The following is a 20576-nucleotide window of genomic DNA, read 5'->3' as shown; positions in this document are numbered from 1 at the left end:
AAAAGAGTTGGGCTCGCGGTTCCGAAACGCTTACCGCCGGGCCAGTACTCGGAAATCGCATGAGCGACAACGCTGTCGACGGCGACGAGGTCGCCCACATCGCCGACCTCGCCCGCATCGACCTGGACGACGGGGAGGTCGAGCGGTTCACCGAGCAGTTCGGCGAGATTCTGGCCGCGTTCGAGGCCCTCGACGAGGTGCCAGAGACCGACCGCGAGGCCGACCTGACCAACGTGATGCGCCCCGACGAGGTCCGTGAGGGCCTGACCCAGGAGGAAGCGCTCCAGAACGCCCCCGACTCGGAAGCCGGCCAGTTCAAAGGCCCGAAGGTGTCGTAGATGACCGACTACAACGCCTACATCGCCACCGACACCATCGAGGGCGCCGACGACGGGCCACTCGCCGGCCGCACCGTCGCAGTCAAAGACAACATCTCCACGAAAGGCGTCCAGACCACCTGTGGCTCGGCGATGCTCGACGGCTACGTCCCGCCCTACGACGCGACGGTCGTCGAACGCCTGAAAGACGCCGGCGCGACCATCCCCGGGAAGACCAACATGGACGAGTTCGGAATGGGCACCACGACGGAGACGTCGGCCTACGGCGCCGTCGAGAACCCGGCCGCCGAAGGGCGGGTCCCCGGTGGCTCCTCGGGCGGGTCCGCTGCTGTCGTCGCCGCCGGCGACGCGGACATGGCACTGGGCAGTGATACCGGCGGCTCGGTCCGCTGTCCCGCCGCCTTCTGCGGCGTCGTCGGTATCAAGCCCACCTACGGGCTGGTCTCCCGGTACGGCCTGGTGGCGTACGCCAACAGCTTAGAACAGATAGGGCCCATCGCCCGCTCCGTCGAGGACGCCGCGGAGCTACTGGAAGTCATCGCCGGCCCCGACGAGCGCGACGGGACGACACGTGACGCCCGCGAACACGGCACCGACTACGACTTCGCCGCGGCCGCAGACGGCGACGTCGACGGGCTCTCCCTCGGCGTCCCGACCGAGCTACTGGACGGCGCCGACGAACGTGTCGTCGAGACGTTCTGGGACGCTATCGACGAGCTGGAGGCCCAGGGCGCGAGCTACCACGAGGTCGACCTCCCCAGCGTCGAACACGCCGTCGAGGCCTACTACGTCATCGCCATGAGCGAGGCGTCCTCGAATCTCGCTCGGTTCGACGGCGTCCGCTACGGACAAGACGGCGGCGAAGGCAACTGGAACGAGTCGTTCGCCCAGTCCCGCGAGGCGGGCTTCGGCGAGGAGGTCAAACGTCGGGTCCTGCTCGGAACCTACGCGCTCTCGGCGGGCTATCACGACAAGTACTACAAGAAGGCCCAGGACGCCCGCGCGTGGGTCAAACAGGACTTCGACGAGGCGCTAACCGATGCCGACGTGCTCGCCTCACCGACGATGCCGGTGCCGCCGATGAAGCGCGGGGAGAGCCTAGACGATCCGCTGACGATGTATCTCGCCGACGCCAACACGACGCCGGTGAACCTGGCGAACCTGCCGGCCATCTCGGTCCCGGCCGGCGAGACCGACGACGGGCTCCCTGTCGGCCTCCAGCTCGTTGGGCCGGCCTTCGGCGAGAAGACGATTATCCGGGCCGGCAGCGCGCTGGCCTGACTGTTTCCGAACCGAATTCGCGCCCTTGGCGAGAATTCGGCCTTTGTGACCACCGTTAGAGAAGGCTCTGACGAGCCTTGTCTCGCTGCGCTCGACGAGACTCCGTTTTTCCAAGTGGGGGGTGTCCGCAGGAAAAAGGTGGACTGACAGGTTTTTACCGACCGCCTCTCTCTGTGAGGGTATGAGCGCCCTCGACTTTATTCGCTGGCCGCTGGTGGCGAAATCCGTCGCCGCAGGTACCGGTCTCGGGAGCATCTACGGCGTCGCCACGGGGGATTTCGTCTTCGGCCTCGTACTGGGGGCCATGTCAGGACTCGGCTTCGCCATCGGCCGGTCGTACACGTCGTAACCGCCGTTTTTCGTGGCCGACCGCCACCGAACAGTGACCGGCATCGGCGTCCGCACCTACTGCAGGACCGCGTCGTACACCTCGACCAGCCGGTCGACGGCGTGGCCGACACTGACAGCCTCGCGCCGGGCCAGACAGCGGTCCCGAAGCGTCGCCATCTCGTCGAGCACCCGCTCGATGGCCCGCTGGAACCCGTCCATGTCGCCCTCCTCGTAGCTGTAGCCGGTCTCGCCGTCGTCGATAGTGTCGCTGAGGGCGCCCGCGTCGACGCCGGCGACGGGCGTCCCACAGCAGTTGGCCTCCAGGGCGACAAGTCCCTGGGTCTCGACCGGGCTCGGGAAGGCAAAGACGTCGAGTGCCGCGTAGAAATCCGGAAGTTCCTCGCGGTCCAGAAAGCCCAGAAAGCGGACGTCGAGGTCGCTGGTCGCGGCCGCCGATTCGAGTTCCTCGCGCGCGGGGCCGTCGCCGCCGAAGACGACGGTCACGTCCAGCCCGGCACAGGCCGTGAGGATGTCACCCAGACACTTTTCGTGGCCGTGTCGACCAGTGTAACCCACCAGCGGCCCGTCGGGCAGGTCATATCGCTCGCGGAAGTCGTTGGTCTCGGGCGGGGCGAAAAAGTCCGTGTCGACACCGTTGGAGACGACTTCGACAGCCGTGTCGGCACCCAGCGTCCGGCGAACGTACTCTGCGGTGCGCTCGGTCGGCGTGATGATGCGGTCGGCGCCGTCGAGATACCACCGCTCGTACTGCTCGGCGCTGGACTGGACGGCCGACTCGACGAGGTGCGTCTTCGAGACGTACTCGGCGTACTCGCCGGTCGGGGTGTGGTACGAGGCGACCAGCGGTGCGTCTATCTTCCCGGCCAGACGCTTGCCGGCCATCCCCAGGCTGAAGGCGGTGTGTGCGTGGACCACGTCGGCGTTGCGGACCTTGCTCGGAATCTGTGGCATCCCGAGCCGGTACCCCTCGTAGAACGGGAACGGGAGGCTCCGGACGGGATACTCGCCAGCCACGGGAACGTGGTCGCTCTGCGGGTAGACCACGTCCATGCGGCCGCCGCGGGCCTGCCAGTGGTCGCGCCAGGTCTGGACCGTGTAGGTCACGCCGTTGACCGTCGGGAGGTAGGTGTCGGTGAACGCAGCGACCTGCGGCAGTGCCATGGCGACGGCGTAGACAGACCAACGGCTAAACCCTTGCCATTGACCGCTAGGCCCTACCGGACCGAAATCGCGGCCCTGGGTTCAGAATAGGCCCTCGTACACCTCGACTAGCCGGTCACCGACGCGGTCGAGACCGTGCTCGCGTGCCGTCGCCTTCGCGTTCTCGCCCAGGCGCTCGCGCAGGTCGGGGTTCGCTTCGAGCTGTGCGAGCGCCTCGCGGAACTCCCGCTGGTCGCTGCAGATGAGACAGTCGTGCCCGTTCTCGTAGTACTCCCGGAAGACGGGGATATCCGAAAGTACGACAGCCTTCCCACAGGCCATCGCTTCCAGGACGACGATACCCTGGTTTTCGACCTTCGAAGGAAAGAGGAAGACGTCGCCCGCACCGTAGGCCCCGCGGATGTCCTCGACCCAGCCGGTGAACGTGACGTTCTCCGGCGGGTCACTGGTCCACTTCCTGACCGCGTCGGAGCCGTGTGGGCCGTCGTCGTAGGTGCCAAACCAGGCGAAATCGTAGTCGGTCCCCTGGGCCAGCTCGCAGAACGTCGTCAGCCCCTTGCGCTCGAAGACGCTCCCGACGGCGAAGACGACCATCCCCTCCAGGTCGTAGCGGTCGCGGTACTCCTCGCGGAAGGCATCGAACCCGTCGAGTGGCTCGGTGTCGATACCGTTCGTCACTGGTTCGATGGGGGCGTCGACGGGATACGATTCGAGGACGCCTTTCGTGTACTCGGAGGGACACAGCACCTGGTCGGCCTGTGAGTAGAACCACTGCAGATACTCGCCCAGTGCCGGCGCGACCAGGTTCGAGCCGCGGAAGCTCCCCCGGAAGTCCTCGCGAGTGACGTGCGCATGTAGTACGAGCGGGATGTCGTTGCGCTTCGCGTGGCGGGCCACCGCGACCGACCCCGGGCCGATCATGTTGCAGTGAGCGATGTCGTACGTCTCGAAGACCGGGTCGTCGAAGGCCAGCTTCCCACCGACGGCCCACCCCGGATGGCCGTCCGTCCACGGGGACGTCACAACGTCGACACCGGCGTCGGCGAGCGCCTGGCGCTGGTGGTCGACAGAGGTGGCGATACCCGACCGGTCGAGCCGGTCTTCGAGTTCCAGATAGTTCAGGACGCGCACGACCGGTCGGAAAGCGGCCGCGAGCAAAACGCTACCGCCTCGTCGCCGTCCGGAAGGGGTTTGGGCCCCGCGACCGGACTCCCGACCGATGACAGACGAGGAGACCATCGCCCGCGAGCGCATCGAACGCCTGCAGTCGATGGCCCGCGACGCCGTCCGCGAGGGGCGTGACGAACGGGCCCGCGAGTACGTCCGGCGGGCACGCCGTATCGCCGAGCGGCATCGATTGCGCCTCCCGCGGGACTTTTCACACTCTATCTGTCGCTCCTGCGATACGTTCCTCGTCACCGGAAACAACGCCCGAGTGCGCACCCAGTCGGGCCACGTCGTCGTGACCTGTGACTGTGGCGAACAGGCACGCTATCCCTACGCGTGACCTGTTGGTGCGGGATTTAAATAACTCCATAGTCAGTGTCCGACTATGCCATCGAAATCCAGAGACCAGCGGATACACGACCTCGATGCGACACTCCGAGTCGGCAAGCACGGCGTCGAGTCAGTCGCCGACGAACTCGGCAACCAGCTCGAGGACAGCCAGTTCGTGAAGGTGAAGTTCCTCCGCGCCGCTCGCGGCGGGACCACGACCGAGGAACTCGCCGACGACCTCGCCGACCACGTGGGCGCTGACGTCGTCCAGGTCCGCGGACATACCGCTGTGTTCGAGCGATAATGCAGGTCCCGGCGATCTCGGCGGTACTCGACGATTTCCTCCCTGCCGGCGTGGCGGACACCATCGCGAGCACCATCGTCTTCGTCGGGGCGTTCGTCGCCGTCTACTTTTTCGGCCGGCTCGTCCTGACCCCCATCGTCGACCGGTCGCTCTCCTCGCGGGACCTCGACCAGCACGCGCGCAAACCTATCAAGAAAGTCTTTAGCATACTGCTGCTGTTTGTCGCTGTCACTGTCGCCTTCGGAATGGCGGGCTTCGACGACTTCCTGCAATCGCTCGCCACCGTCGGCGCCGCGGCGACGCTGGCTATCGGCTTTGCCCTGCAGGACGTGCTGAAGAACTTCGCCGCCGGCGTCTTCATCTTCACCGACAAGCCGTTCCGCATCGGCGACTGGATCGAGTGGGACGACAACGCGGGCGTCGTCGAGGACATCAGCCTCCGGGTCACCCGCGTGCGCACATTCGACAACGAACTGCTGACCGTTCCGAACTCGAACCTGACCGACGACGTCATCAAGAACCCCGTCGCCAAGGACCAGCTCCGGCTGAAGTTCCTCTTCGGTATCGGCTACGACGACGACATCGACAGGGCGACCGACATCATCCTCGAAGAGGCCGAGGCTCACGAGGGCATCCTCGAAGACCCCGCCCCGTCGGTCCGCCTGACGGAACTGGGCGACTCCTCGGTCGGCCTGCAGTCCCGCATCTGGATTGACAACCCCAGCCGCTCGGACTTCGTGAAGACCCGCGCCGAGTACGTCAAAGCGGTCAAAGAGCGGTTCGACGAAGAGGGCATCGACATCCCCTACCCGAACCGCACTATCAGCGGCGGGCTGGAAGTCGGCGACTTCGAGAGCGTCGCGGAGCCCGTAAACGACTAACGACCACTTTTCGGCTACCCACTTTTTGCACGCTCCGGCGGTCGAGCGTACTGCGCTCGACAAGACTCCGCGGCAAATACTTGGGGAAAATCGCGGCTTCGGCTCCCGTCGCGTGCCGAAGGCACGCGGTGGTCGCCTCGCCGCGGTCGAACCGGCGCCACAGCCGCCGGATACTACCTGCACTTGAAAATTTCTCTGTCAGCTAGAGCCCAGCCTACCCTTCCCCGGCTCGCGCGACGGAGCGCACTCGCGGCCCTGCCACCCCTATCGGAACGCACACTGCACACGCTTACAGTGGCAACTCCACAAGGACCGCTATGGGAAATCGAAGGTCGAACCCACCAGAAGTCTGCCCGGACTGTGGTGCAGTCGACGCCTATATGAAGCGGTACGAGACCGGGGGCGGCTGGCGCCCAGTCTACCGGTGTGGGGACTGTGGCCGCCGGTTCACACCGAAGACAGATGACCAATAAGTCCCTATTTGAGGCTCTAAGCGGTGAGAATTGGGCAGTATACAGCGTCCGGCCGGGAGCGACCGCCGTGTCGCGACTCGGGGAAGGGCAGGAACACAGCGGGAGCATACCGCTCGCCGTTAGCGAGCGGTTTCACCGGACGCGAATGAAATGAGCGTCCGGCAGTTTTTCCCCAAGTTTTTGCGAGAGGGGTACCCGCAGCGCCGCGTAGCGGCGCGAGGATACCCCTCGACGTAAAAAGTGGGTGCTGGATGAATGGAACGGACAGCGGGATTGCCCGGCGTTCGGACGCGGGTAATCCCGTTTGCCTCCTCCACCCCGCGACCCCACGAGCGACGGGTGTTCGATGGTCCGCTGCTCACTTCCGTGCCTGGCGGGCTGCCATCGTTTAACCACGTGAGCGCATCCCTGCAGATGCGACCACGTGGACCGCCGTCCCCGCGGGACGAGGCTTCCACGTTGGCTCACGGGGTCCGCGTCCGTCTGACCGGACGCCCCCGGGTTCGGTCCCCGCTGATGACCATAGTGCGGGTAGTGAGGGGGGCCAAACCCCCCGACCTAGTCCATCCTGAATTCCGCCACCACCGCATAAGGGCCTTTCGAAACTTCGAAACCGCACGCCGACGGGGGCCTGGCTGTCGGCGGGACGGCCCCAAACCTCAGAAGAGGTCCAGCCCGACGGCGAACCAGACGGCGCCCAGTGGTATCGGGACGGCAGCGGCCACCACGGCCCAGCGGTGCTGTTCGATGAGCGTCGACTCGGTCAGGCCCAACACCAGGCTCGTCGGTACCGTCGTCGCCCAAAGGAGGGACACGCCGAGGATACAGACGCCCAGCACGAGCCCCGCGCCGGCGGCGAGACTCGGGTCGGTCCGACCCTCGCGGCCGGCGGCGAGGACGATAATCGCAAGCAGTGCGAAGACGGCTGCGACCGCCGGCGAGAGCGCGCCCGCGCCGTAGTAGGCGCCGACGGCGCTCGTCGTCTCGACGATGAGATACGGCGCGACCAGAACCAGCAGGTAGGCGACACACCCGACGATACCGACCGTCGGGCCGGTCCGGAGCCCGTTCATACCCCGCGCTGGGGCCGCGGGCGTCTTAACAGCGACGTTACGCTGGCGGTCCGGGGACAGCTGAACGTCCGCCTCGCCCGGTCATCGAGCGAAACCGGCAAATGGCCCCTGGACATACCCCGGGTATGGGCCTTGGTTCCACCACGAAGAAGCTCCAGAAAGTCGCCGACATGGCCGACGACCTCTACACGAAGCTGAACGAGCAACGGGAACAGCTCCAGGAGCTCCGGAGCACTGTCGAGGAGACCAGCGACCGCGTCGAGGATATCGACCGGGAGCAGACCGAACAGCGGGCGCTGCTCGAAGCCATCGCGGAGGAGCAGGGCCTCGATACGGACGCGATTCTCACCGAGGCAGTCATCGAGGACGCCGAGGTGACCGACGACTCCGCAGTCACGACAGCCGAGAGCCAGTCCGCGCCCGAGACGACCGACTAGAGCCTCACGGTCCGGATGTCGGTGTCGGGTAGATTTAGCGTCGCCGTCCCGTCGGCGTCGAGTTCGATAGTCCCGTCGAACAGCTGGTCGAGCGTGGAGAGGGTCTCGGCGTCGTGGGCAGTCGACTCGATGGGGTACAGCCCCAGCCCGTCGACGTTCTCGACGCGGGAGGTGAACACGTGGAGGAACCGAAACACCGTCTGGAGGTTCGAGTACAGCAGCAGCGCCGTCAGTGAATCCACCATGACGCGGTTGTGCTCGCGCTGTTGGTCCGTGTAAAACGACTGGATGAACTCGGAGAACTTGACACCGATCTCGCTCATGTCCCGCGGGGAGGATGCGTACGACGTCATGTCGATGTCGGTAGACCGGCCGATATGCTGGGAGACGGCATCGACGATAGCGACGTCGGTCTCGCCGTCGACGAGTGGCCCGAACATATCGTGGACGCGGGCCGCGCTGTCGCGCGTCGAGACGATAATCGTCCCTTGGTCGCGCCGGGCACCGACAGCGAGTGTCTCCATAGCTAGGCAGCGCTTGCCAGACAGTGGCGGTCCCGAAACCAGGATATTCGTTCCCGGTGGAACCTGTGTGTCGCTGAACGGAGGACCTAGTTCGTACATAGACTGGGACGATAGGGCGGAAAGTACCACCATGTGCCCCTGACATACATATAGAGTTTTTGGCTCGCTCGGGGCGGAATTTACCATGTGACCAGGGTCACGTCCCCTGATTTATCCAGTGACATCTGGTCACACAGTGTGTCGGTCCCACATCGCCGATACGAATCGGTTGGTTTAAACCGAAACACCGGCCTATGTCTGAACACAGGGCGCTTAGCTCAGCCTGGACAGAGTGCTTGGCTTCGGACCAAACCGTCGGGGGTTCAAATCCCTCAGCGCCCGTATCAGCTTATACGCCCGAATTTTCGACTCAAAAGGCTTCTAAGTCCGAATTCGGGTTTAGAATCACAGTTCCCTTCGTTCGTTCAGCGAACGGTTCCGAATAGAGGTGGTGTCGTCCGGTGTTTCTCCTTCATCTACACTGCGGACCGGTGAGTAAATCAATAGACGTTCAGCGTGTGTCGAACGAGTCAATGACGTCGCTCGTCGAGTACGTTTCGACCAGATTCTGCTCGTCGAAGTCGGAATCGTCACTCCAGATAGCCGCATCGCTTGCAATCGCACACGCCAAATAGAGCACATCGTCTGGGTCAGTGTCCCCGATTGCCGCGTCTGCTCTCTCGATAGCCGGGTGGAAGTCACCAGCAGGAACGACTTCGATATACTGGAACAGAAGGTCGATGAACTGAGTCACTCGGTCCGGCTCCATCCCGGACTTCTTCACGATCAGTTCCTCGTAGTTCTCGATTTCGTCATGGACGAACGCGGGTGTCAGAAGGTCGGGTTCGAGTGTGACGATGAGTTCTCGCGTTTTCGAATCAGCGATGAGTGCAGAAATGACGACATTAGCATCAATAACCAGCTTCATTCGTCGTCTCTACGCCGACTCCTCGTCAACGCGCTTACGCCCACTCTCGTTTATTTTATCGGCGATTTCCTGCACATCGCTCTCGGTGAGTTCGCTTTCACGGGTGAGCTCGTCCATCACTTCGAGCGTCTCGATTTTTTCTTTTATGGCCTGTCGCGTGACCTCGCTCCAGTTGATTTCCGGGTGGCCCTCCATTCGTTCTTTGAGGTCGTCATCCACGTTGACCGTGATACTAGGCATACAGGAACCTACGGGCACACAGATTACTGTGTCTTTCGGTGTATTTTGGGACCCTCGAATTCAGCGGCCACACGCCGAAAAAGGGGATTCGTTCGCCAGACGAGCGAGCGCCCTCAGCGCCCGTGATTTTGCGAGGAACGGACGTGACGAGCAAAGAGCGTCGGCTGAGGGATTTGCATCAGGGAGGAGCTTGCTCCGACCGTGGTTCAAATCCCTCAGCGCCCGTGCAACGAACCGATGAGCGTAGCGAGTCGGTGACGTGAACCGGCACTGCGGATTTGGACCCTGGAAGACGAGCGAAGCGAGTCTTCCTTCGGTTCAAATCCCTCGGCGCCCGTGACTTCTGCGCGAACGACAGTGAGCGCTGAGGAGCGTCGGTTGTGGGATTTGAACTAGAGAGCACCGAGCGCAGCGAGGTGTTCGCGTGGTTCAAATCCCGCAGCGCCGTGACTTCTGTATGAACAGACGCCCGACCGGCCGTTCCCACACAGTTATTTCCGTCGGGGCACAGGAGCAGGTGTGACAGAGTGGCCACCGGCTGACCCCGCCGACGCCGCGGCGGTCGCACAACACCGAGACGAACTGGTCGCGGCCGTCCGGGACCACGCGGGACAGATAGCCTACCAACTGGCCCGGCTGCAGGGGGGCGACTACGGCTCCGCGACCATCGAGACCGACCGGGGCGAGTGGACCGTCAAGTACGAGGGCGGCGACCTGGAGTACCTGCGGTACGACCCGGGACGCGACGATGAGGTGTACGTCATCTCGACCAAGCAGCCGCCCGAGCCGGGGCCGCTGGCCGACGCGCTGGTCGACTACGACGCCTTCGTCGCGGGGTTCAACGACTTCGTCGCGACTCACGAGGGCGTCCTCGACGACGTCGCGACCGACTTCCCCGAGGTGGCGACCACCGACGGCGTCGTCGCCGAGCGCGACAGGGTACTGGGTCGGGTCCGGGACGTCTGTGACCGCATCGCGCGACAGCTCCAGCGCTACGAGGGCGGGGACTACGGGACCTTCACCGAACGGGTCGGCGGGACCCGCTGGGAGCTCAAGTGGGACCGGGACGGGACATCGTATCTCCGGGTAGGCGGCACCGGCGGGCTGTATCTGCTCTCGCAGTACGAGGCCCCGTCGGCGGCGGACATCCGCGAGTATGCCCCGCTCTTTGCGGATTTCGTCGCGGCGTACAACGACCACGTCGCTGGCCTGGAATCGGACCTGGAGACGGTCGAACTGTAGGGGCTGTGCGTGTCGGTACATCTATACCCGGCGAGGTCCGGGAACGAACGTGGATTCAGATGACGTCCGGGAGGCGTGGGCAGACCGGTCCGGCGAGTACTCGCCGACCTACTACGCCCACTACGGCCCGGACGAGACGAGCGAGTTGGTTCGGTCGAAGATAGCGCAGTACGTGGGCCCGGACGCACGTGTGCTCGAGGTTGGCTGTGGCGTCGGCCGCCACCTCGCGGCGCTGGCAGAGAGTGGGTTCTCGGCGCTCTCGGGTGTCGACGTGAACGCGGACGCCCTCGATGTCCTACGCGAGACGTACCCCGAGCTCGCGGCCGAGGGGGAGTTCCACGCGGCGACCATCGAGGAGTATCTGGAAGGGGTCGAAACGGACGCCTTCGACGCCGTCTTCTCTGTCGAGACACTGCAGCACATCCATCCGGACGAGACCTGGGTGTTCGACGAGCTGGCGCGAGTCACCGGCGATGTACTGATCACCGTCGAGAACGAGAGCGGCGAGTACGGGACCGCCAATCACGTCGACGACGAGTTGCCGCTGTACTACCGGGACTGGCGAACGATTTTCACTGACCTCGGGTTCGAGGAGGCGGAGGTAGTAGAGCGCAAGCGTGATACGGTGCGGGTGTTCCGTCGGGACCAGTGAGCGCCTGCGACCGATTCCGCGGTCAGCGACGGTGCAGCCACTCCGGCAGCAGTCGGCGCTGGTCGAAGTAATTCTGCGATGTGAGGTGGTCGCGCAACTCCGGCTCCGAGATGACACACATCACGGAGCCATCCCTGCCAGGGCAAACAGGAACATGAAATAATAGAGTAAGGGGAGCGGGACAGCGAGCACCGCTGCGATTACGTCGCGCACGTATAGGTTTCCGCCGCGAGCCGCGCGAACAGTATCCCATAGCAACAGCAATACACCACCGAGTGCGGCGGGGACCGCGGGTAGATAGCTGTAAAAGAGCACGTTCCCTTCCCAGAGGACACCGAGCATACCTCCCGCACCCGGCATCCCTAGCAGTGCCGCGTTCAAGAGGTCACGTCGTCGCCGGTCAGCGCCAGCGGCGTTGACATAGTCCGTCCGAACTAGAAAGAGAGCACCGAGCAGATACAGAAAGAAGACGGGATAGAAACTAGCGAAGCGACCGATGCCGCGCCATATCATGAACGTCCCGTATCCGACCAGCGACGTACCGACGACAAAATCAAACCAGCCTGCCGGCCGGATTCGTATCTTCCCTGTCCCGAGGAGATAGAACAAGAGGCCCGTAATGACGGCCGACATGCCAAACAGGACCGTTCCGTCGCCCATGCTTTTCGGGATGTATAGTTCGAAATAAATTCTTTGGGAAGATGGGGAGCACTGCAACATTGGATATAGCAGTCGTGACGAGTATTTTGTCCAAACTGCGTATCTGATACAATATCATGAACCGGCGGTAGAGATATCCATCGGGGTCCGAATTCACCGCCAGTTCACGGTGGCGGGTAAAAATCCATAAATGTCAGATATGTATACGCATAACCCAGTGGTACCGAAGCCGTTTCGACCAGCACGTCACGTTTCTTCACGTCGAGGCCCCTGACGAGGCGGCTCCCATCGTACAACAGGCTCACCAGAGCGACGATACTGGTCAGAATCGCCAGTAAATACGTTATTATGAATACCTCAATCCCCTCCAGGACTGTACTACCCAGGCCACAGACACCGAAAATTCCGGGTAATGCCGTAGTGAGGAGATCTCTGTCTCGCCGGCTAGTGCCGGAATTTAGCTCGTAATACGTCCGAAATACGGCCACTCCGATGAGAAAGTAAACAAGTGGGATGATGAAAAAATGAGTCGCTCCTTGCAGTCCGCGCACGTGAATAATCGTCCCGAGGACGACGAGAATGGTACCAGTGGCGAGGTCGAACCGTCCCGCTGACCGCACCCGGCGTAGAAGTGAGAAGTCCACACCGAGTACCAGTAGCCCTACTCCGATTGCGATAGTAGAAACCGCAGGCAGCGAAACGTCCATGATACACCCCATCCAGTATCGTAATAAAATGGTTTGGGTCGGTCGTATACCCGACTGAACACCAGTAACTGGGCCGGTGTCAGTCAACCGGCATAAAATTGAGTGTCTCGTGAACTAATTGCCCAAATCATCTACCCCCGAATCAATCTATCAGAGTTCACAGAACCGTCAAAGAGTCCCAGAATCGGTGAAGTTCGCAGTCCTCACGTCGGGAAGTCGACACCTATCAGTAGAAACGTACGGTATGGCAACGGCACCCCTGGTTTCTATCGACAAATCGACCGCCAGTCGAACTCACTGATTACTCAGGCGGGGTACACACCCATCAGCAGATATACGAGATAGAGCCACGGTAGTGGCAGAACCAGTATCGCAGTCACGACATCCCGGATGTACACGGCTTCGCCTCTGGCCAGCTGAAACGCGTCGTACGGGATGCTCAACAGCGCGAGAATACTGGCCAGCGTAGCCGCCAGCGGAGCCACCAACCCAATCAGAGCGAGTCCATTGATGCACCCGAGCATCGCAAACGCGCTGGGAACGGACAGAAGTGCCGCGTTGAGACCGTCTCTCTCTCGTCGCTGGTCGGCAGGCTCCAGTGCGTAGTACGTTCTGAGCAGTAGCAACCCTACGAGGAATATCGGAACGTATAACAGATACGGACCACCGTCCTCGTGGAGGCCGACGATCAATATACTTATTCCGAGCACGACGAGGCCGCCGCCAGCGACGAGGTCGAACTGCCCAGCGGAACGAAGCCACCGACGGTCCGATAGCTCTCCCCAGAGTCCCAGCAGTCCCACCCCCGTTAGGATAGTCAAAATGCCGAATTCGATAGAGTGGCCAGCCATAGTTGCAAACCTATTCAGAGGAATTAAAAACTTCTGACAGCCTCCCGACCAGCAATCCGGTAACAGAGACGGCCTGCGCCGTTCATTTTTGCCCAGGCCGGACGTCATGGTTACCACTGCAGAACCGCAGAAATCGAACCATCCACGATATGGCGAGTTCAGTGTCGGAAGCTTTAGAGTACGTTGCTGTGAGATACTCCTGCGCCAGTAACAGACTTGTCAACGCAGTCCTGCTGTCACCAGCTCACGGCGGCGGGTAGAAACTGGCAAACGGTATCCAAACATACAGATATCCGTTCAGTGTAAGCGTCGCCGCTACCACCAAATCGCGCTTGTACACCTGCTTCCCTCGAGCGAGGCGAATGACATCGTATAGAAGGCTCGCTAACCCGACAAGAAAGACCAGAAAAACCATCAGATACGTGACTACAGCTATTGCAACTGAGCCAACAACAGCGCCGATCATACCAACCAGACCCGGAATAGCCGAGAGAGCCGAATTGTACAGGTCTCTATCCCGGTGCTGGGTGGGTTTCAGAAGATAATTCCGGTACAGGAAGATGCCGACGACGAGGAACGTAAACGGGAGTAAAAGAAGGTTTTTGCTCGATGGTAACGGTCGTAATACGATACCAGTCCCAAGGCCGGCGAGAAACGCACCCACAATAAGGTCGAACCGGCCCGCTGACCGCACCCGTCGAGGAAATGACACGTCAACTCCGAGAACTAGCAGTCCAACCCCGGTTGCGATAGTAAGCACCGCTGGGAGGGAAACACCCATGATACGCTGTATTCAAAGTCGAAATAAAATAGTTCGGAGTCGGCAGTGTCAAATCACAGCCACTGGCCTCACACGGAGAGATTGGGACACCCTCTCAGTAGTGGAATCAAGCAGGCCACACACGACGACTGTCACCCACAACTATCAGCCCAGCGAACCAACTACAAGCACAGATGTACGACCACATTCTCGTGCCGACCGACGGGAGCGACCACGCCGACCGCGCGGCCGACCACGCGGCACTGCTTGCCGGGGCGTTCGACGCGACGGTCCACCTGCTAACGGTCGTCGACATCGAGGCGGCCGCGGGCCCGTTCTCGGCGGGCGGTGTCGACGACGACTACATCGAGCAACGGACCGCCAGCGAGCGCGACGCGCTGGAAGAGCGTGCGGCCAAAGTCGACGGCGACGTCGAGACGGCGGTGACGACTGGGAAACCCTCCGAGGGGATACTCGAGTACGTCCGCGACACCGACGTCGACCTCGTGGTGATGGGAACCCACGGGCGCAGCGGGCTCCGGCGGTACCTCACGGGCAGCGTGGCCGAACGGGTGTTGCGACTGTCGCCGGTGCCCGTGCTGACGGTGCGAGCCACCGACGCAAGCGAGGTAGGTAACGGCTACGGCGATATCCTCGTGCCGACAGACGGGAGCGGGCGGGCGGCGGCCGCGGTGGGCCACGCGGTGGCGGTCGCAGACGCCTTCGGAAGCACTGTCCACGCCGTCAGTGTCGTCAACGTCGGAGACATCGCGACGGGCGCCGAGGTCAGCGTCCCGGCCGGGTTGCTCGAAGAACTCGAAGCCGCGGCGACGGACGCGACCGAGTCCATCGCGACCGAGGCGGCGGCGGCCGGTGTGGAGGCCGTGACTGCGGTACGGACTGGACGGCCCAAACACGACTTGCTGGAGTACGTCGCGGACCACGACGTCGACCTCGTGGTGATGGGAACCCACGGTCGAACGGGACTGGACAGGGTCCTGCTCGGGAGCACCGCGGAAGCGCTCGTCAGGCGCGCCGAGGTGCCGGTACTGACGGTGAGCGAGGGCGGCGACTGAGCACGGGGCCGCTCAAAACGACCCCTCGGCGCCGAGCAAGTCGTCGATGTCACGCCGGAGTCGCGTCTCCAGTGACGGCGTAATCCGGCCGACGCTGGGTCCCAGCTCCACCATGTCTTCGTCCTGTTCGTACCGGACGAGGTCGGCGCTCGCGAGCTTCGGCAGGTGGTCGTGATACAGGGACATGTACGTCTTGAGCCGGGTTTTCAGGCATACACCCGGGCTGTCAGGTCGTTCCCAGACGGTCACCTGATGAGCGATGTCCGGGAGCGCAAGCGGGTTCGCGTACAGGTGGAGGCAGTAGAGCAGGTAGCGACGACGCCGGTTGGAAAGCAGTGTCTCGGCGTCGGGCGCGTCCGATTGGTCGGCGAATCCACCCATCGTCAGGTCCCCCCGTCCACAGCCGCGGTCGGCCCGGTCCTGGCGACGCTATCGAAGTGCGGTGTCTCCGTCACGGTACGATCAATATGTCCCACAGATGTTTTGTTATATCACCCGAATCCCCGACCCGCGTCCGGTAACGCGGTGCTTGATTCGGTAGGCGCCGCTTACGCGACCCGAACCGACAGGCCAGCCCGGTCCGAGACCACCCGATGTCGGGCACGGAGAACGGGTTTATTATGTCGCATATCCAATTTCTTTTTGGGAGCGGGCAGCCGCCGGCGGTGTCTCAAGGCGGGTGTCGACCACCCAATAGACAAGTATGAGCCCTGATCCGGAACTCTCTGTTAGCAAACCACGGCGGCTCTGGGAGCTACTGGGCGACAGCGGGACGCTCACTATCGTCTGCCACGACAACCCCGACCCCGACTGTCTGGCCAGCGCCGTCGGCCTGGGCACCATCGCCGCCGCCGCGGGCATCGACGAGCGACACATCCTCTACAGCGGGGAGATATCACACCAGCAAAATCGGGCGCTGGTGAACTTGCTCGATATCGAACTGGAGCCGTTCCGCCCCGAGATGGTCCGAGACCGTCCGCCCGAAGACCTGCTTGCCTTCGTCGATCACTCGATTCCCGGCGAGAACAATCGCGTACCGCCCGAGACCAGTATCGACGTCGTCATCGACCACCATCCGGTCGAGGATATCTCGGCGCAGTTCGTCGACAACCGCGAGGCCGTGGGGGCGACGGCGACCATCATGACCGAGTACATCCGGGCGCTCCCGATAGAGCCGACGCCACGCGTCGCTACCGCCCTCCTCTTTGCCATCCGCCGGGAGACGCTCGACTTCCTTCGGGGCGTCACTCGCAAAGAGTACGAGGCCGCCGCCTACCTCCACGAGTACAGCGAGACGAAGATGGTCCGACAGCTCTCGACGCCCGCCGTCAGCAGCGCGACCGTCGACACGATCGCCCACGCCATCGAGAACCGACAGGTCACGGGGTCGGTGCTCATCTCGCAGGTCGGCCGGACCAGCGAGCGCGACGCGCTTCCCCAGGCCGCAGATTACCTGATGACCCTGGAAGGTGTCGAGACGGCCATCGTCTTCGGGCTGGTCGAGAACACGATTCAGATTAGTGCCCGGTCGACCGACTCGCGGGTGCATATCGGGTCGGTGCTCGACAGCGCGTTCGACGACGTCGGCAGCGCGGGGGGCCACCGCGAGATGGCCGGCGGCACTATCGAACTGGGCATCTTCTCCGGGTACACCACCGACGACGCCCAGCTTATGGGTATCGTCGACCAGGTCATCACGGCGAGGCTGCTGAGCGCGCTGAACATCGATGGGGTGGGCGAGGCGGATGACGGGTAGCTACACGAAGCGGAACGTCTCGAGGTTCTTCGGATTGAACGTCCGCATGTTGAACTTCTGGTACAGCGCCGAGGACAGCTGATTCGTGGAGCTCTCGTCGCCGTGGACACAGAGGACCTTCTCCGGTCGCGGATGCATCGTCTCGACGAACGTCTCCAGACCCTGGCGGTCGGCGTGGCCGGAGAAGCCGTCGACGGTCTCGATACCCATCTTCAAGCTCACGCGCTCGGCCCGGGGGCCGCTCTTGTCGGACATTGTGATCTCGTCCTGGCCGCGCTGAATCTGGCGACCCAGCGTCCCCTCGGCCTGGTAGCCGACGAAGACCATCGTGTTGTCCGGGTCCCCACCGAGCAGCCGGAGCCAGGACATGACCGGGCCGCCGGTCACCATCCCGGAGGTGGTGAGGATGATGGCCGGTTCCTCGTCGACGATGTCCTGTCGCATCTCCTCGCCGCCGTCAACCTGCTGGAACTGCTCGGCGAGGAAGGGGTTGTCGTCCTGATAGAGGATGCGGTCCCGCAGACTCTCGCGGAGATACTCCGGATAGGCCGTGTGAATAGCCGTCGCCTCCCGTATCATCCCGTCCAGATACACCGGCATCGTCGGGATATCGCCAGAGGACATCGCCTCCTCCAGCACGAGCATGAGTTCCTGGGAGCGACCGACGGCGAAGGCGGGGATGAGAATCTTCCCCTCCTTCTCGTGGGCCTCGTTGATGACGCGCTTGAGGACGCGCTCGGAGTCCTCCTGGTCGGTCTGGTAGTCGTTCTTCCCGCCGTAGGTCGACTCGAGGATGAGCGACTCCACGCGCGGGAAGTCGTTGACCGCGCCGTCGAGTAGGCGGGTGTCCGTGTAGTGGATGTCCCCGGAGAAGGCGACGTTGTAGCGGCCCTCGCCGATGTGGAAGTGACAGACCGCCGAGCCCAGAATGTGGCCGGCGTTGTGCATCGTGAGCTTGATGTCGGGGGCGATGTCCGTGACGTTGCCGAATTCCAGGGGAATCGTATGTTTCAGGGCGTCTCTGACCTGCTGGCTCTCGTAGGGTGGGGCTCGCCCCTCTTTGGCTGCCACGTCCAGATAGTCCAGCGTCAGGAGACCCATGAGGTCACGTGTCGGTGCGGTGGTATAGATGGGTCCGTCGTAGCCGTACTTGAACAGGATTGGGAGGAGTGCGGAGTGGTCCAGGTGGGCGTGTGTCAGGACGACGGCATCGATGGAGTTCGGCCCCGCCGCGAGGGCTTCCGGGACCTGGAGGTAGGGGACTTCGCCCTCGGCGCCCGGCTTGTCGCCGCAGTCGATGAGGATGCGCGACTCGGGCGTCGAGAGGATAAAGGATGCCCGGCCGACCTCGCGACAGCAGCCAAGCGTCGTCAGGCGGACCCAGTCGTCATCCGCCGTTTTCGGCCGGTTTATCTGGCGGCCGACCCGCTCTAGGATGTCCCGGCGCTCGTTGCGTTCCTGTTTCAGGAAGTTCCGGACGTTCGAGACGGTGTTTGACTCCATCGGCGGCGTCCGGACCACTTCGGGCGTCCAGCCGACGCTCGCTGATATCTGGTCCAGCGTCTCGCCGTGGCGCCCGATAACCCGCCCCGGCTTTTCGGCCTCGATGAACACCTCGCCGGTGTCGCCGTCGAAGTCTAGATTCTGGACGCCGGCGTCCTCGGGAATGGTGTCTTCGATGATGGCCTCGGCCTCCGCTTCGGGGACGAGTGCGCCCTGGGTCGGGCGGACGTTGATTCGTTTCCGGAGCGTCTGTGCCAGGTTCCGAACGATACCGTCACGCGTGGCCACCTCCTTGGCTTCGGGCGTGTAGATGACCAGTTCCGGCCCCTCGAAGGAGACAGATGCGATTGTGATATCGTCTGGCGTTTCGTCCTCGACCTGTGCTTTGATCTTCTCTAAGGTCTCGTCTGCAGTACTCATGAATGGGGGAAAGCGACGATTGGAGAGTCGGCCGTCCGAAAACGAACGGCTATCGAATGTCGTTGTCATACCGAAAGACAACCACAGATAAGAAACTTCCCCTCCCGGGAAATCGGACTGGGACTCGCTACCACGGGCCGAGAGCCGGCCCTACCGACCGTTTTTAGTACTCGTCGCCACAGTTATCCAACATGGGTTTTGGTAGCTACGACGAGTCCGAGCAGAAGGACCAAGATGTGGACACTGACGACAGCGACGGCGTCGCTGTCCACGAGAACGAACACGACGGGGACGTCTCCTTCGAAGTCGAAGGGTCGACCAGCGACCTCGTCGACAAACTCGGCGAGATGAAAGACGACGACTAGCCAGAAACCGTTCTATATTTCGACGCGACGCCAGTAGCCCGGCCCGACCCCGTTTTTACGCGTTCAGCGTCTCGGCCAGGTCGCCGTTGTCGTCGAGCTGTTCCAGAATGTCGCTCCCGCCGACGAACTCCCCGTCGACGAACGTCTGGGGGACGGTCTCGCGGCCGCTGTACTCCGCCAGTTTCTCGCGGTAGGCCTCCGTCGCCATCAGGACGTTCACCGTCGCGACGTCGTCGCGATACTGTCCGATGAGGCCGAGCGCCTTCCGGGAGTAGCCACACTGGGGCATCATCTCGGTCCCTTTCATGAACAGGGCCACCTCGTTGTTCTCGATGGTCTCTTCGACGTTCGCGTGGGCCTCCTCGCGGGAGAGTTGCTCCGGTTCGAAGCTCATAGCTGCCTGTTACGGGGCGGCAGGGAAATGCGTACCGCTCACTCCGGCGTGCTGGTGGTCAACTCGATAGCGTGGATGTCCCGAGTGAGATGCTCACCCAGCGCGTCGTGGACGAGTTGGTGCTGGTCGACCAGCGACTGGCCCTCGAAGGCGGGCGAGACCACGTCGACCGCGTAGTGGCTGTCGTCGTCTGGGTCACGCGGTGTGGTCACCGTCGCAGTCGCGTCCGGGATCTCGCGCTCGATGATAGCTGCGACTTCGTCTGCGTTCATATTCCCAGGAACGCCGCAGGCGGTCAAAACAGTTGGGCTCTCGACGCGCCTGGCGAACGCGGGCCAGCGATAAACCGGTGTCAGCAATCCTCGGGCTCGACTGCGACCCGTCCGTCCCCGTACAGCGAAACCGCAAAACAGCTATGCGTGAACTCGAGGTGCGAGTCCGCGTCCATCGACGGCAGGAGTCGGTCGAGCGCGTCGGGGTCGATCGCCTCCGCCAGCGGTTCGACGGCCGTCGGGTCGGAGTTCGTCGCGACGCTCAGGAGTCGAACGACGGCGACACTGGGCGGCGTCTCACTCCAGTCGAACGTCTTGGAAATCGTCTGGCCGGCCCCATCCCGCCCCCCGTCCACCCGCGAACTGCTGTTTTCCATACGAAACTGCGGTA

General features: G+C 63.0%; 27 protein-coding genes, 1 tRNA gene and 1 other RNA gene. 13 read left to right on the top strand and 16 right to left on the bottom strand.

Going from position 1 to position 20576, the window contains the following annotated elements; all coding sequences use genetic code 11:
- Window positions 1-59: 59 nt before the first annotated feature.
- From gatC to P1K32_RS13355, 3 genes are all read left to right on the top strand, one after another.
- Window positions 60-338: an Asp-tRNA(Asn)/Glu-tRNA(Gln) amidotransferase subunit GatC gene (gene gatC / locus P1K32_RS13365; RefSeq protein ID WP_276250207.1), complete on the top strand. Its 279-nt coding sequence runs from the start codon at window positions 60-62 to the stop codon at window positions 336-338.
- Window positions 339-1619: an Asp-tRNA(Asn)/Glu-tRNA(Gln) amidotransferase subunit GatA gene (gene gatA / locus P1K32_RS13360; protein ID WP_276250206.1), complete on the top strand. Its 1281-nt coding sequence runs from the start codon at window positions 339-341 to the stop codon at window positions 1617-1619.
- A 181-nt stretch (window positions 1620-1800) separates the two neighbouring features.
- Window positions 1801-1968: a hypothetical protein gene (locus P1K32_RS13355; RefSeq protein WP_220587967.1), complete on the top strand. Its 168-nt coding sequence runs from the start codon at window positions 1801-1803 to the stop codon at window positions 1966-1968.
- A 56-nt stretch (window positions 1969-2024) separates the two neighbouring features.
- On the opposite strand, the gene P1K32_RS13350 is transcribed toward P1K32_RS13355, so the two are convergent.
- Together P1K32_RS13350 and P1K32_RS13345 are read right to left on the bottom strand one after the other, a co-directional pair.
- Window positions 2025-3131: a glycosyltransferase gene (locus P1K32_RS13350; protein ID WP_276250205.1), complete on the bottom strand. Its 1107-nt coding sequence runs from the start codon at window positions 3129-3131 to the stop codon at window positions 2025-2027.
- Between the two features lie 81 nt (window positions 3132-3212).
- On the bottom strand, window positions 3213-4262 hold the full coding sequence (locus P1K32_RS13345; protein ID WP_276250204.1) for a glycosyltransferase family 4 protein: 1050 nt from the start codon (window positions 4260-4262) through the stop codon (window positions 3213-3215).
- 88 nt (window positions 4263-4350) lie between these two features.
- On the opposite strand from P1K32_RS13345, the gene P1K32_RS13340 reads away from it, so the two are divergent.
- From P1K32_RS13340 to P1K32_RS13330, 3 genes are read left to right on the top strand one after another with little or no spacing between them, the layout of a single operon-like run.
- Window positions 4351-4638, top strand: coding sequence for a ribonuclease P protein component 4 (locus P1K32_RS13340; RefSeq protein WP_276250203.1), 288 nt, complete (start codon window positions 4351-4353; stop codon window positions 4636-4638).
- 45 nt (window positions 4639-4683) lie between these two features.
- The gene (locus P1K32_RS13335) at window positions 4684-4932 is read left to right on the top strand and encodes a YhbY family RNA-binding protein (protein ID WP_276250202.1); all 249 of its coding nucleotides are present in this window, start codon (window positions 4684-4686) and stop codon (window positions 4930-4932) included.
- Window positions 4932-5813, top strand: a complete 882-nt coding sequence (locus P1K32_RS13330) for a mechanosensitive ion channel family protein (RefSeq protein ID WP_276250201.1) — start codon at window positions 4932-4934, stop codon at window positions 5811-5813. Before P1K32_RS13335 ends, P1K32_RS13330 begins: the two co-directional genes overlap by 1 nt.
- A gap of 731 nt (window positions 5814-6544) precedes the next feature.
- On the opposite strand, the gene ffs is transcribed toward P1K32_RS13330, so the two are convergent.
- Window positions 6545-6855: signal recognition particle sRNA (gene ffs / locus P1K32_RS13325), an RNA gene on the bottom strand.
- A gap of 90 nt (window positions 6856-6945) precedes the next feature.
- A complete protein-coding gene (locus P1K32_RS13320) occupies window positions 6946-7359 on the bottom strand; it encodes a DUF7548 family protein (protein WP_276250200.1) in 414 nt (137 codons plus the stop codon).
- Between the two features lie 125 nt (window positions 7360-7484).
- On the opposite strand from P1K32_RS13320, the gene P1K32_RS13315 reads away from it, so the two are divergent.
- Window positions 7485-7796, top strand: coding sequence for a DUF5798 family protein (locus P1K32_RS13315; protein ID WP_276250199.1), 312 nt, complete (start codon window positions 7485-7487; stop codon window positions 7794-7796).
- On the opposite strand, the gene P1K32_RS13310 is transcribed toward P1K32_RS13315, so the two are convergent.
- On the bottom strand, window positions 7793-8419 hold the full coding sequence (locus tag P1K32_RS13310) for an RAD55 family ATPase (RefSeq protein WP_276250198.1): 627 nt from the start codon (window positions 8417-8419) through the stop codon (window positions 7793-7795). The genes P1K32_RS13315 and P1K32_RS13310 overlap by 4 nt on opposite strands.
- 207 nt (window positions 8420-8626) lie before the next feature.
- Here P1K32_RS13310 and P1K32_RS13305 point away from each other — a divergent pair.
- Window positions 8627-8701: transfer RNA gene (locus P1K32_RS13305), tRNA-Arg, on the top strand.
- Between the two features lie 169 nt (window positions 8702-8870).
- Here the strand turns inward: P1K32_RS13305 and P1K32_RS13300 are convergent.
- Both P1K32_RS13300 and P1K32_RS13295 read right to left on the bottom strand, forming a co-directional pair.
- On the bottom strand, window positions 8871-9287 hold the full coding sequence (locus P1K32_RS13300) for a PIN domain-containing protein (protein ID WP_276250197.1): 417 nt from the start codon (window positions 9285-9287) through the stop codon (window positions 8871-8873).
- A 9-nt stretch (window positions 9288-9296) separates the two neighbouring features.
- Window positions 9297-9527, bottom strand: coding sequence for a hypothetical protein (locus P1K32_RS13295; protein WP_276250196.1), 231 nt, complete (start codon window positions 9525-9527; stop codon window positions 9297-9299).
- Window positions 9528-10046: 519 nt separating this feature from the next.
- Between P1K32_RS13295 and P1K32_RS13290 the strand changes: the two genes are divergently transcribed.
- Together P1K32_RS13290 and P1K32_RS13285 are read left to right on the top strand one after the other, a co-directional pair.
- The gene (locus P1K32_RS13290; protein ID WP_276250195.1) at window positions 10047-10769 is read left to right on the top strand and encodes a profilin-fold protein; all 723 of its coding nucleotides are present in this window, start codon (window positions 10047-10049) and stop codon (window positions 10767-10769) included.
- A 49-nt stretch (window positions 10770-10818) separates the two neighbouring features.
- The gene (locus P1K32_RS13285; RefSeq protein ID WP_276250194.1) at window positions 10819-11421 is read left to right on the top strand and encodes a class I SAM-dependent methyltransferase; all 603 of its coding nucleotides are present in this window, start codon (window positions 10819-10821) and stop codon (window positions 11419-11421) included.
- A gap of 120 nt (window positions 11422-11541) precedes the next feature.
- Here P1K32_RS13285 and P1K32_RS13280 read toward each other — a convergent pair whose 3' ends face one another.
- The 4 genes from P1K32_RS13280 to P1K32_RS13265 form a co-directional block, all read right to left on the bottom strand.
- Window positions 11542-12081 (bottom strand): hypothetical protein, encoded by a 540-nt coding sequence (locus tag P1K32_RS13280; protein ID WP_276250193.1) that lies wholly within the window; start codon window positions 12079-12081, stop codon window positions 11542-11544.
- 164 nt (window positions 12082-12245) lie between these two features.
- The gene (locus P1K32_RS13275) at window positions 12246-12788 is read right to left on the bottom strand and encodes a hypothetical protein (protein ID WP_276250192.1); all 543 of its coding nucleotides are present in this window, start codon (window positions 12786-12788) and stop codon (window positions 12246-12248) included.
- A 305-nt stretch (window positions 12789-13093) separates the two neighbouring features.
- A complete protein-coding gene (locus P1K32_RS13270) occupies window positions 13094-13639 on the bottom strand; it encodes a hypothetical protein (RefSeq protein ID WP_276250191.1) in 546 nt (181 codons plus the stop codon).
- Window positions 13640-13883: 244 nt separating this feature from the next.
- Window positions 13884-14420, bottom strand: coding sequence for a hypothetical protein (locus P1K32_RS13265; protein ID WP_276250190.1), 537 nt, complete (start codon window positions 14418-14420; stop codon window positions 13884-13886).
- A 173-nt stretch (window positions 14421-14593) separates the two neighbouring features.
- Here P1K32_RS13265 and P1K32_RS13260 point away from each other — a divergent pair, with 173 nt between their 5' ends.
- Window positions 14594-15475 carry a universal stress protein gene (locus P1K32_RS13260; RefSeq protein WP_276250189.1) on the top strand — a complete coding sequence of 294 codons (882 nt, stop codon included), beginning with the start codon at window positions 14594-14596 and terminating at the stop codon, window positions 15473-15475.
- Between the two features lie 12 nt (window positions 15476-15487).
- Here the strand turns inward: P1K32_RS13260 and P1K32_RS13255 are convergent, their stop codons facing one another.
- The gene (locus P1K32_RS13255) at window positions 15488-15856 is read right to left on the bottom strand and encodes a DUF7344 domain-containing protein (protein WP_276250188.1); all 369 of its coding nucleotides are present in this window, start codon (window positions 15854-15856) and stop codon (window positions 15488-15490) included.
- A gap of 322 nt (window positions 15857-16178) precedes the next feature.
- Here P1K32_RS13255 and P1K32_RS13250 point away from each other — a divergent pair, with 322 nt between their 5' ends.
- Window positions 16179-17231 (top strand): DHH family phosphoesterase, encoded by a 1053-nt coding sequence (locus P1K32_RS13250; RefSeq protein ID WP_276250187.1) that lies wholly within the window; start codon window positions 16179-16181, stop codon window positions 17229-17231.
- Here P1K32_RS13250 and P1K32_RS13245 read toward each other — a convergent pair whose 3' ends face one another.
- Window positions 17232-19154 carry a beta-CASP ribonuclease aCPSF1 gene (locus P1K32_RS13245; RefSeq protein ID WP_276250186.1) on the bottom strand — a complete coding sequence of 641 codons (1923 nt, stop codon included), beginning with the start codon at window positions 19152-19154 and terminating at the stop codon, window positions 17232-17234. It lies immediately after the preceding gene.
- 191 nt (window positions 19155-19345) lie between these two features.
- Between P1K32_RS13245 and P1K32_RS13240 the strand changes: the two genes are divergently transcribed.
- A complete protein-coding gene (locus P1K32_RS13240) occupies window positions 19346-19519 on the top strand; it encodes a DUF5786 family protein (protein WP_276250185.1) in 174 nt (57 codons plus the stop codon).
- Between the two features lie 55 nt (window positions 19520-19574).
- Here P1K32_RS13240 and P1K32_RS13235 read toward each other — a convergent pair whose 3' ends face one another.
- The 3 genes from P1K32_RS13235 to P1K32_RS13225 form a co-directional block, all read right to left on the bottom strand.
- Window positions 19575-19913 (bottom strand): glutaredoxin family protein, encoded by a 339-nt coding sequence (locus P1K32_RS13235; RefSeq protein WP_276250184.1) that lies wholly within the window; start codon window positions 19911-19913, stop codon window positions 19575-19577.
- Window positions 19914-19951: 38 nt separating this feature from the next.
- The gene (locus P1K32_RS13230) at window positions 19952-20185 is read right to left on the bottom strand and encodes a BolA/IbaG family iron-sulfur metabolism protein (RefSeq protein ID WP_276250183.1); all 234 of its coding nucleotides are present in this window, start codon (window positions 20183-20185) and stop codon (window positions 19952-19954) included.
- An 80-nt stretch (window positions 20186-20265) separates the two neighbouring features.
- Window positions 20266-20562, bottom strand: a complete 297-nt coding sequence (locus tag P1K32_RS13225; protein ID WP_276250182.1) for a HalOD1 output domain-containing protein — start codon at window positions 20560-20562, stop codon at window positions 20266-20268.
- Window positions 20563-20576: the final 14 nt, after the last annotated feature.

The organism is Haloarcula rara (assembly GCF_029338235.1).
In the GTDB taxonomy this organism is placed as follows: domain Archaea; phylum Halobacteriota; class Halobacteria; order Halobacteriales; family Haloarculaceae; genus Haloarcula; species Haloarcula rara.
The sequence above is the reverse complement of the archived record's forward strand: the minus strand, read 5'-3'. Positions and strand labels throughout refer to the sequence as shown.

What these genes read in the sequence shown, in the direction of transcription:
- gatC (WP_276250207.1), top strand. Translation starts at nt 60, where the DNA reads ATGAGCGACAACGCTGTCGACGGCGACGAGGTCGCCCACATCGCCGAC.
- gatA (WP_276250206.1), top strand. Translation starts at nt 339, where the DNA reads ATGACCGACTACAACGCCTACATCGCCACCGACACCATCGAGGGCGCC.
- P1K32_RS13355 (WP_220587967.1), top strand. Translation starts at nt 1,801, where the DNA reads ATGAGCGCCCTCGACTTTATTCGCTGGCCGCTGGTGGCGAAATCCGTC.
- P1K32_RS13350 (WP_276250205.1), bottom strand. Translation starts at nt 3,131, where the DNA reads ATGGCACTGCCGCAGGTCGCTGCGTTCACCGACACCTACCTCCCGACG.
- P1K32_RS13340 (WP_276250203.1), top strand. Translation starts at nt 4,351, where the DNA reads ATGACAGACGAGGAGACCATCGCCCGCGAGCGCATCGAACGCCTGCAG.
- P1K32_RS13335 (WP_276250202.1), top strand. Translation starts at nt 4,684, where the DNA reads ATGCCATCGAAATCCAGAGACCAGCGGATACACGACCTCGATGCGACA.
- P1K32_RS13330 (WP_276250201.1), top strand. Translation starts at nt 4,932, where the DNA reads ATGCAGGTCCCGGCGATCTCGGCGGTACTCGACGATTTCCTCCCTGCC.
- P1K32_RS13320 (WP_276250200.1), bottom strand. Translation starts at nt 7,359, where the DNA reads ATGAACGGGCTCCGGACCGGCCCGACGGTCGGTATCGTCGGGTGTGTC.
- P1K32_RS13315 (WP_276250199.1), top strand. Translation starts at nt 7,485, where the DNA reads ATGGGCCTTGGTTCCACCACGAAGAAGCTCCAGAAAGTCGCCGACATG.
- P1K32_RS13310 (WP_276250198.1), bottom strand. Translation starts at nt 8,419, where the DNA reads ATGTACGAACTAGGTCCTCCGTTCAGCGACACACAGGTTCCACCGGGA.
- P1K32_RS13300 (WP_276250197.1), bottom strand. Translation starts at nt 9,287, where the DNA reads ATGAAGCTGGTTATTGATGCTAATGTCGTCATTTCTGCACTCATCGCT.
- P1K32_RS13295 (WP_276250196.1), bottom strand. Translation starts at nt 9,527, where the DNA reads ATGCCTAGTATCACGGTCAACGTGGATGACGACCTCAAAGAACGAATG.
- P1K32_RS13280 (WP_276250193.1), bottom strand. Translation starts at nt 12,081, where the DNA reads ATGGGCGACGGAACGGTCCTGTTTGGCATGTCGGCCGTCATTACGGGC.
- P1K32_RS13275 (WP_276250192.1), bottom strand. Translation starts at nt 12,788, where the DNA reads ATGGACGTTTCGCTGCCTGCGGTTTCTACTATCGCAATCGGAGTAGGG.
- P1K32_RS13270 (WP_276250191.1), bottom strand. Translation starts at nt 13,639, where the DNA reads ATGGCTGGCCACTCTATCGAATTCGGCATTTTGACTATCCTAACGGGG.
- P1K32_RS13265 (WP_276250190.1), bottom strand. Translation starts at nt 14,420, where the DNA reads ATGGGTGTTTCCCTCCCAGCGGTGCTTACTATCGCAACCGGGGTTGGA.
- P1K32_RS13260 (WP_276250189.1), top strand. Translation starts at nt 14,594, where the DNA reads ATGTACGACCACATTCTCGTGCCGACCGACGGGAGCGACCACGCCGAC.
- P1K32_RS13255 (WP_276250188.1), bottom strand. Translation starts at nt 15,856, where the DNA reads ATGGGTGGATTCGCCGACCAATCGGACGCGCCCGACGCCGAGACACTG.
- P1K32_RS13250 (WP_276250187.1), top strand. Translation starts at nt 16,179, where the DNA reads ATGAGCCCTGATCCGGAACTCTCTGTTAGCAAACCACGGCGGCTCTGG.
- P1K32_RS13245 (WP_276250186.1), bottom strand. Translation starts at nt 19,154, where the DNA reads ATGAGTACTGCAGACGAGACCTTAGAGAAGATCAAAGCACAGGTCGAG.
- P1K32_RS13240 (WP_276250185.1), top strand. Translation starts at nt 19,346, where the DNA reads ATGGGTTTTGGTAGCTACGACGAGTCCGAGCAGAAGGACCAAGATGTG.
- P1K32_RS13235 (WP_276250184.1), bottom strand. Translation starts at nt 19,913, where the DNA reads ATGAGCTTCGAACCGGAGCAACTCTCCCGCGAGGAGGCCCACGCGAAC.
- P1K32_RS13230 (WP_276250183.1), bottom strand. Translation starts at nt 20,185, where the DNA reads ATGAACGCAGACGAAGTCGCAGCTATCATCGAGCGCGAGATCCCGGAC.
- P1K32_RS13225 (WP_276250182.1), bottom strand. Translation starts at nt 20,562, where the DNA reads ATGGAAAACAGCAGTTCGCGGGTGGACGGGGGGCGGGATGGGGCCGGC.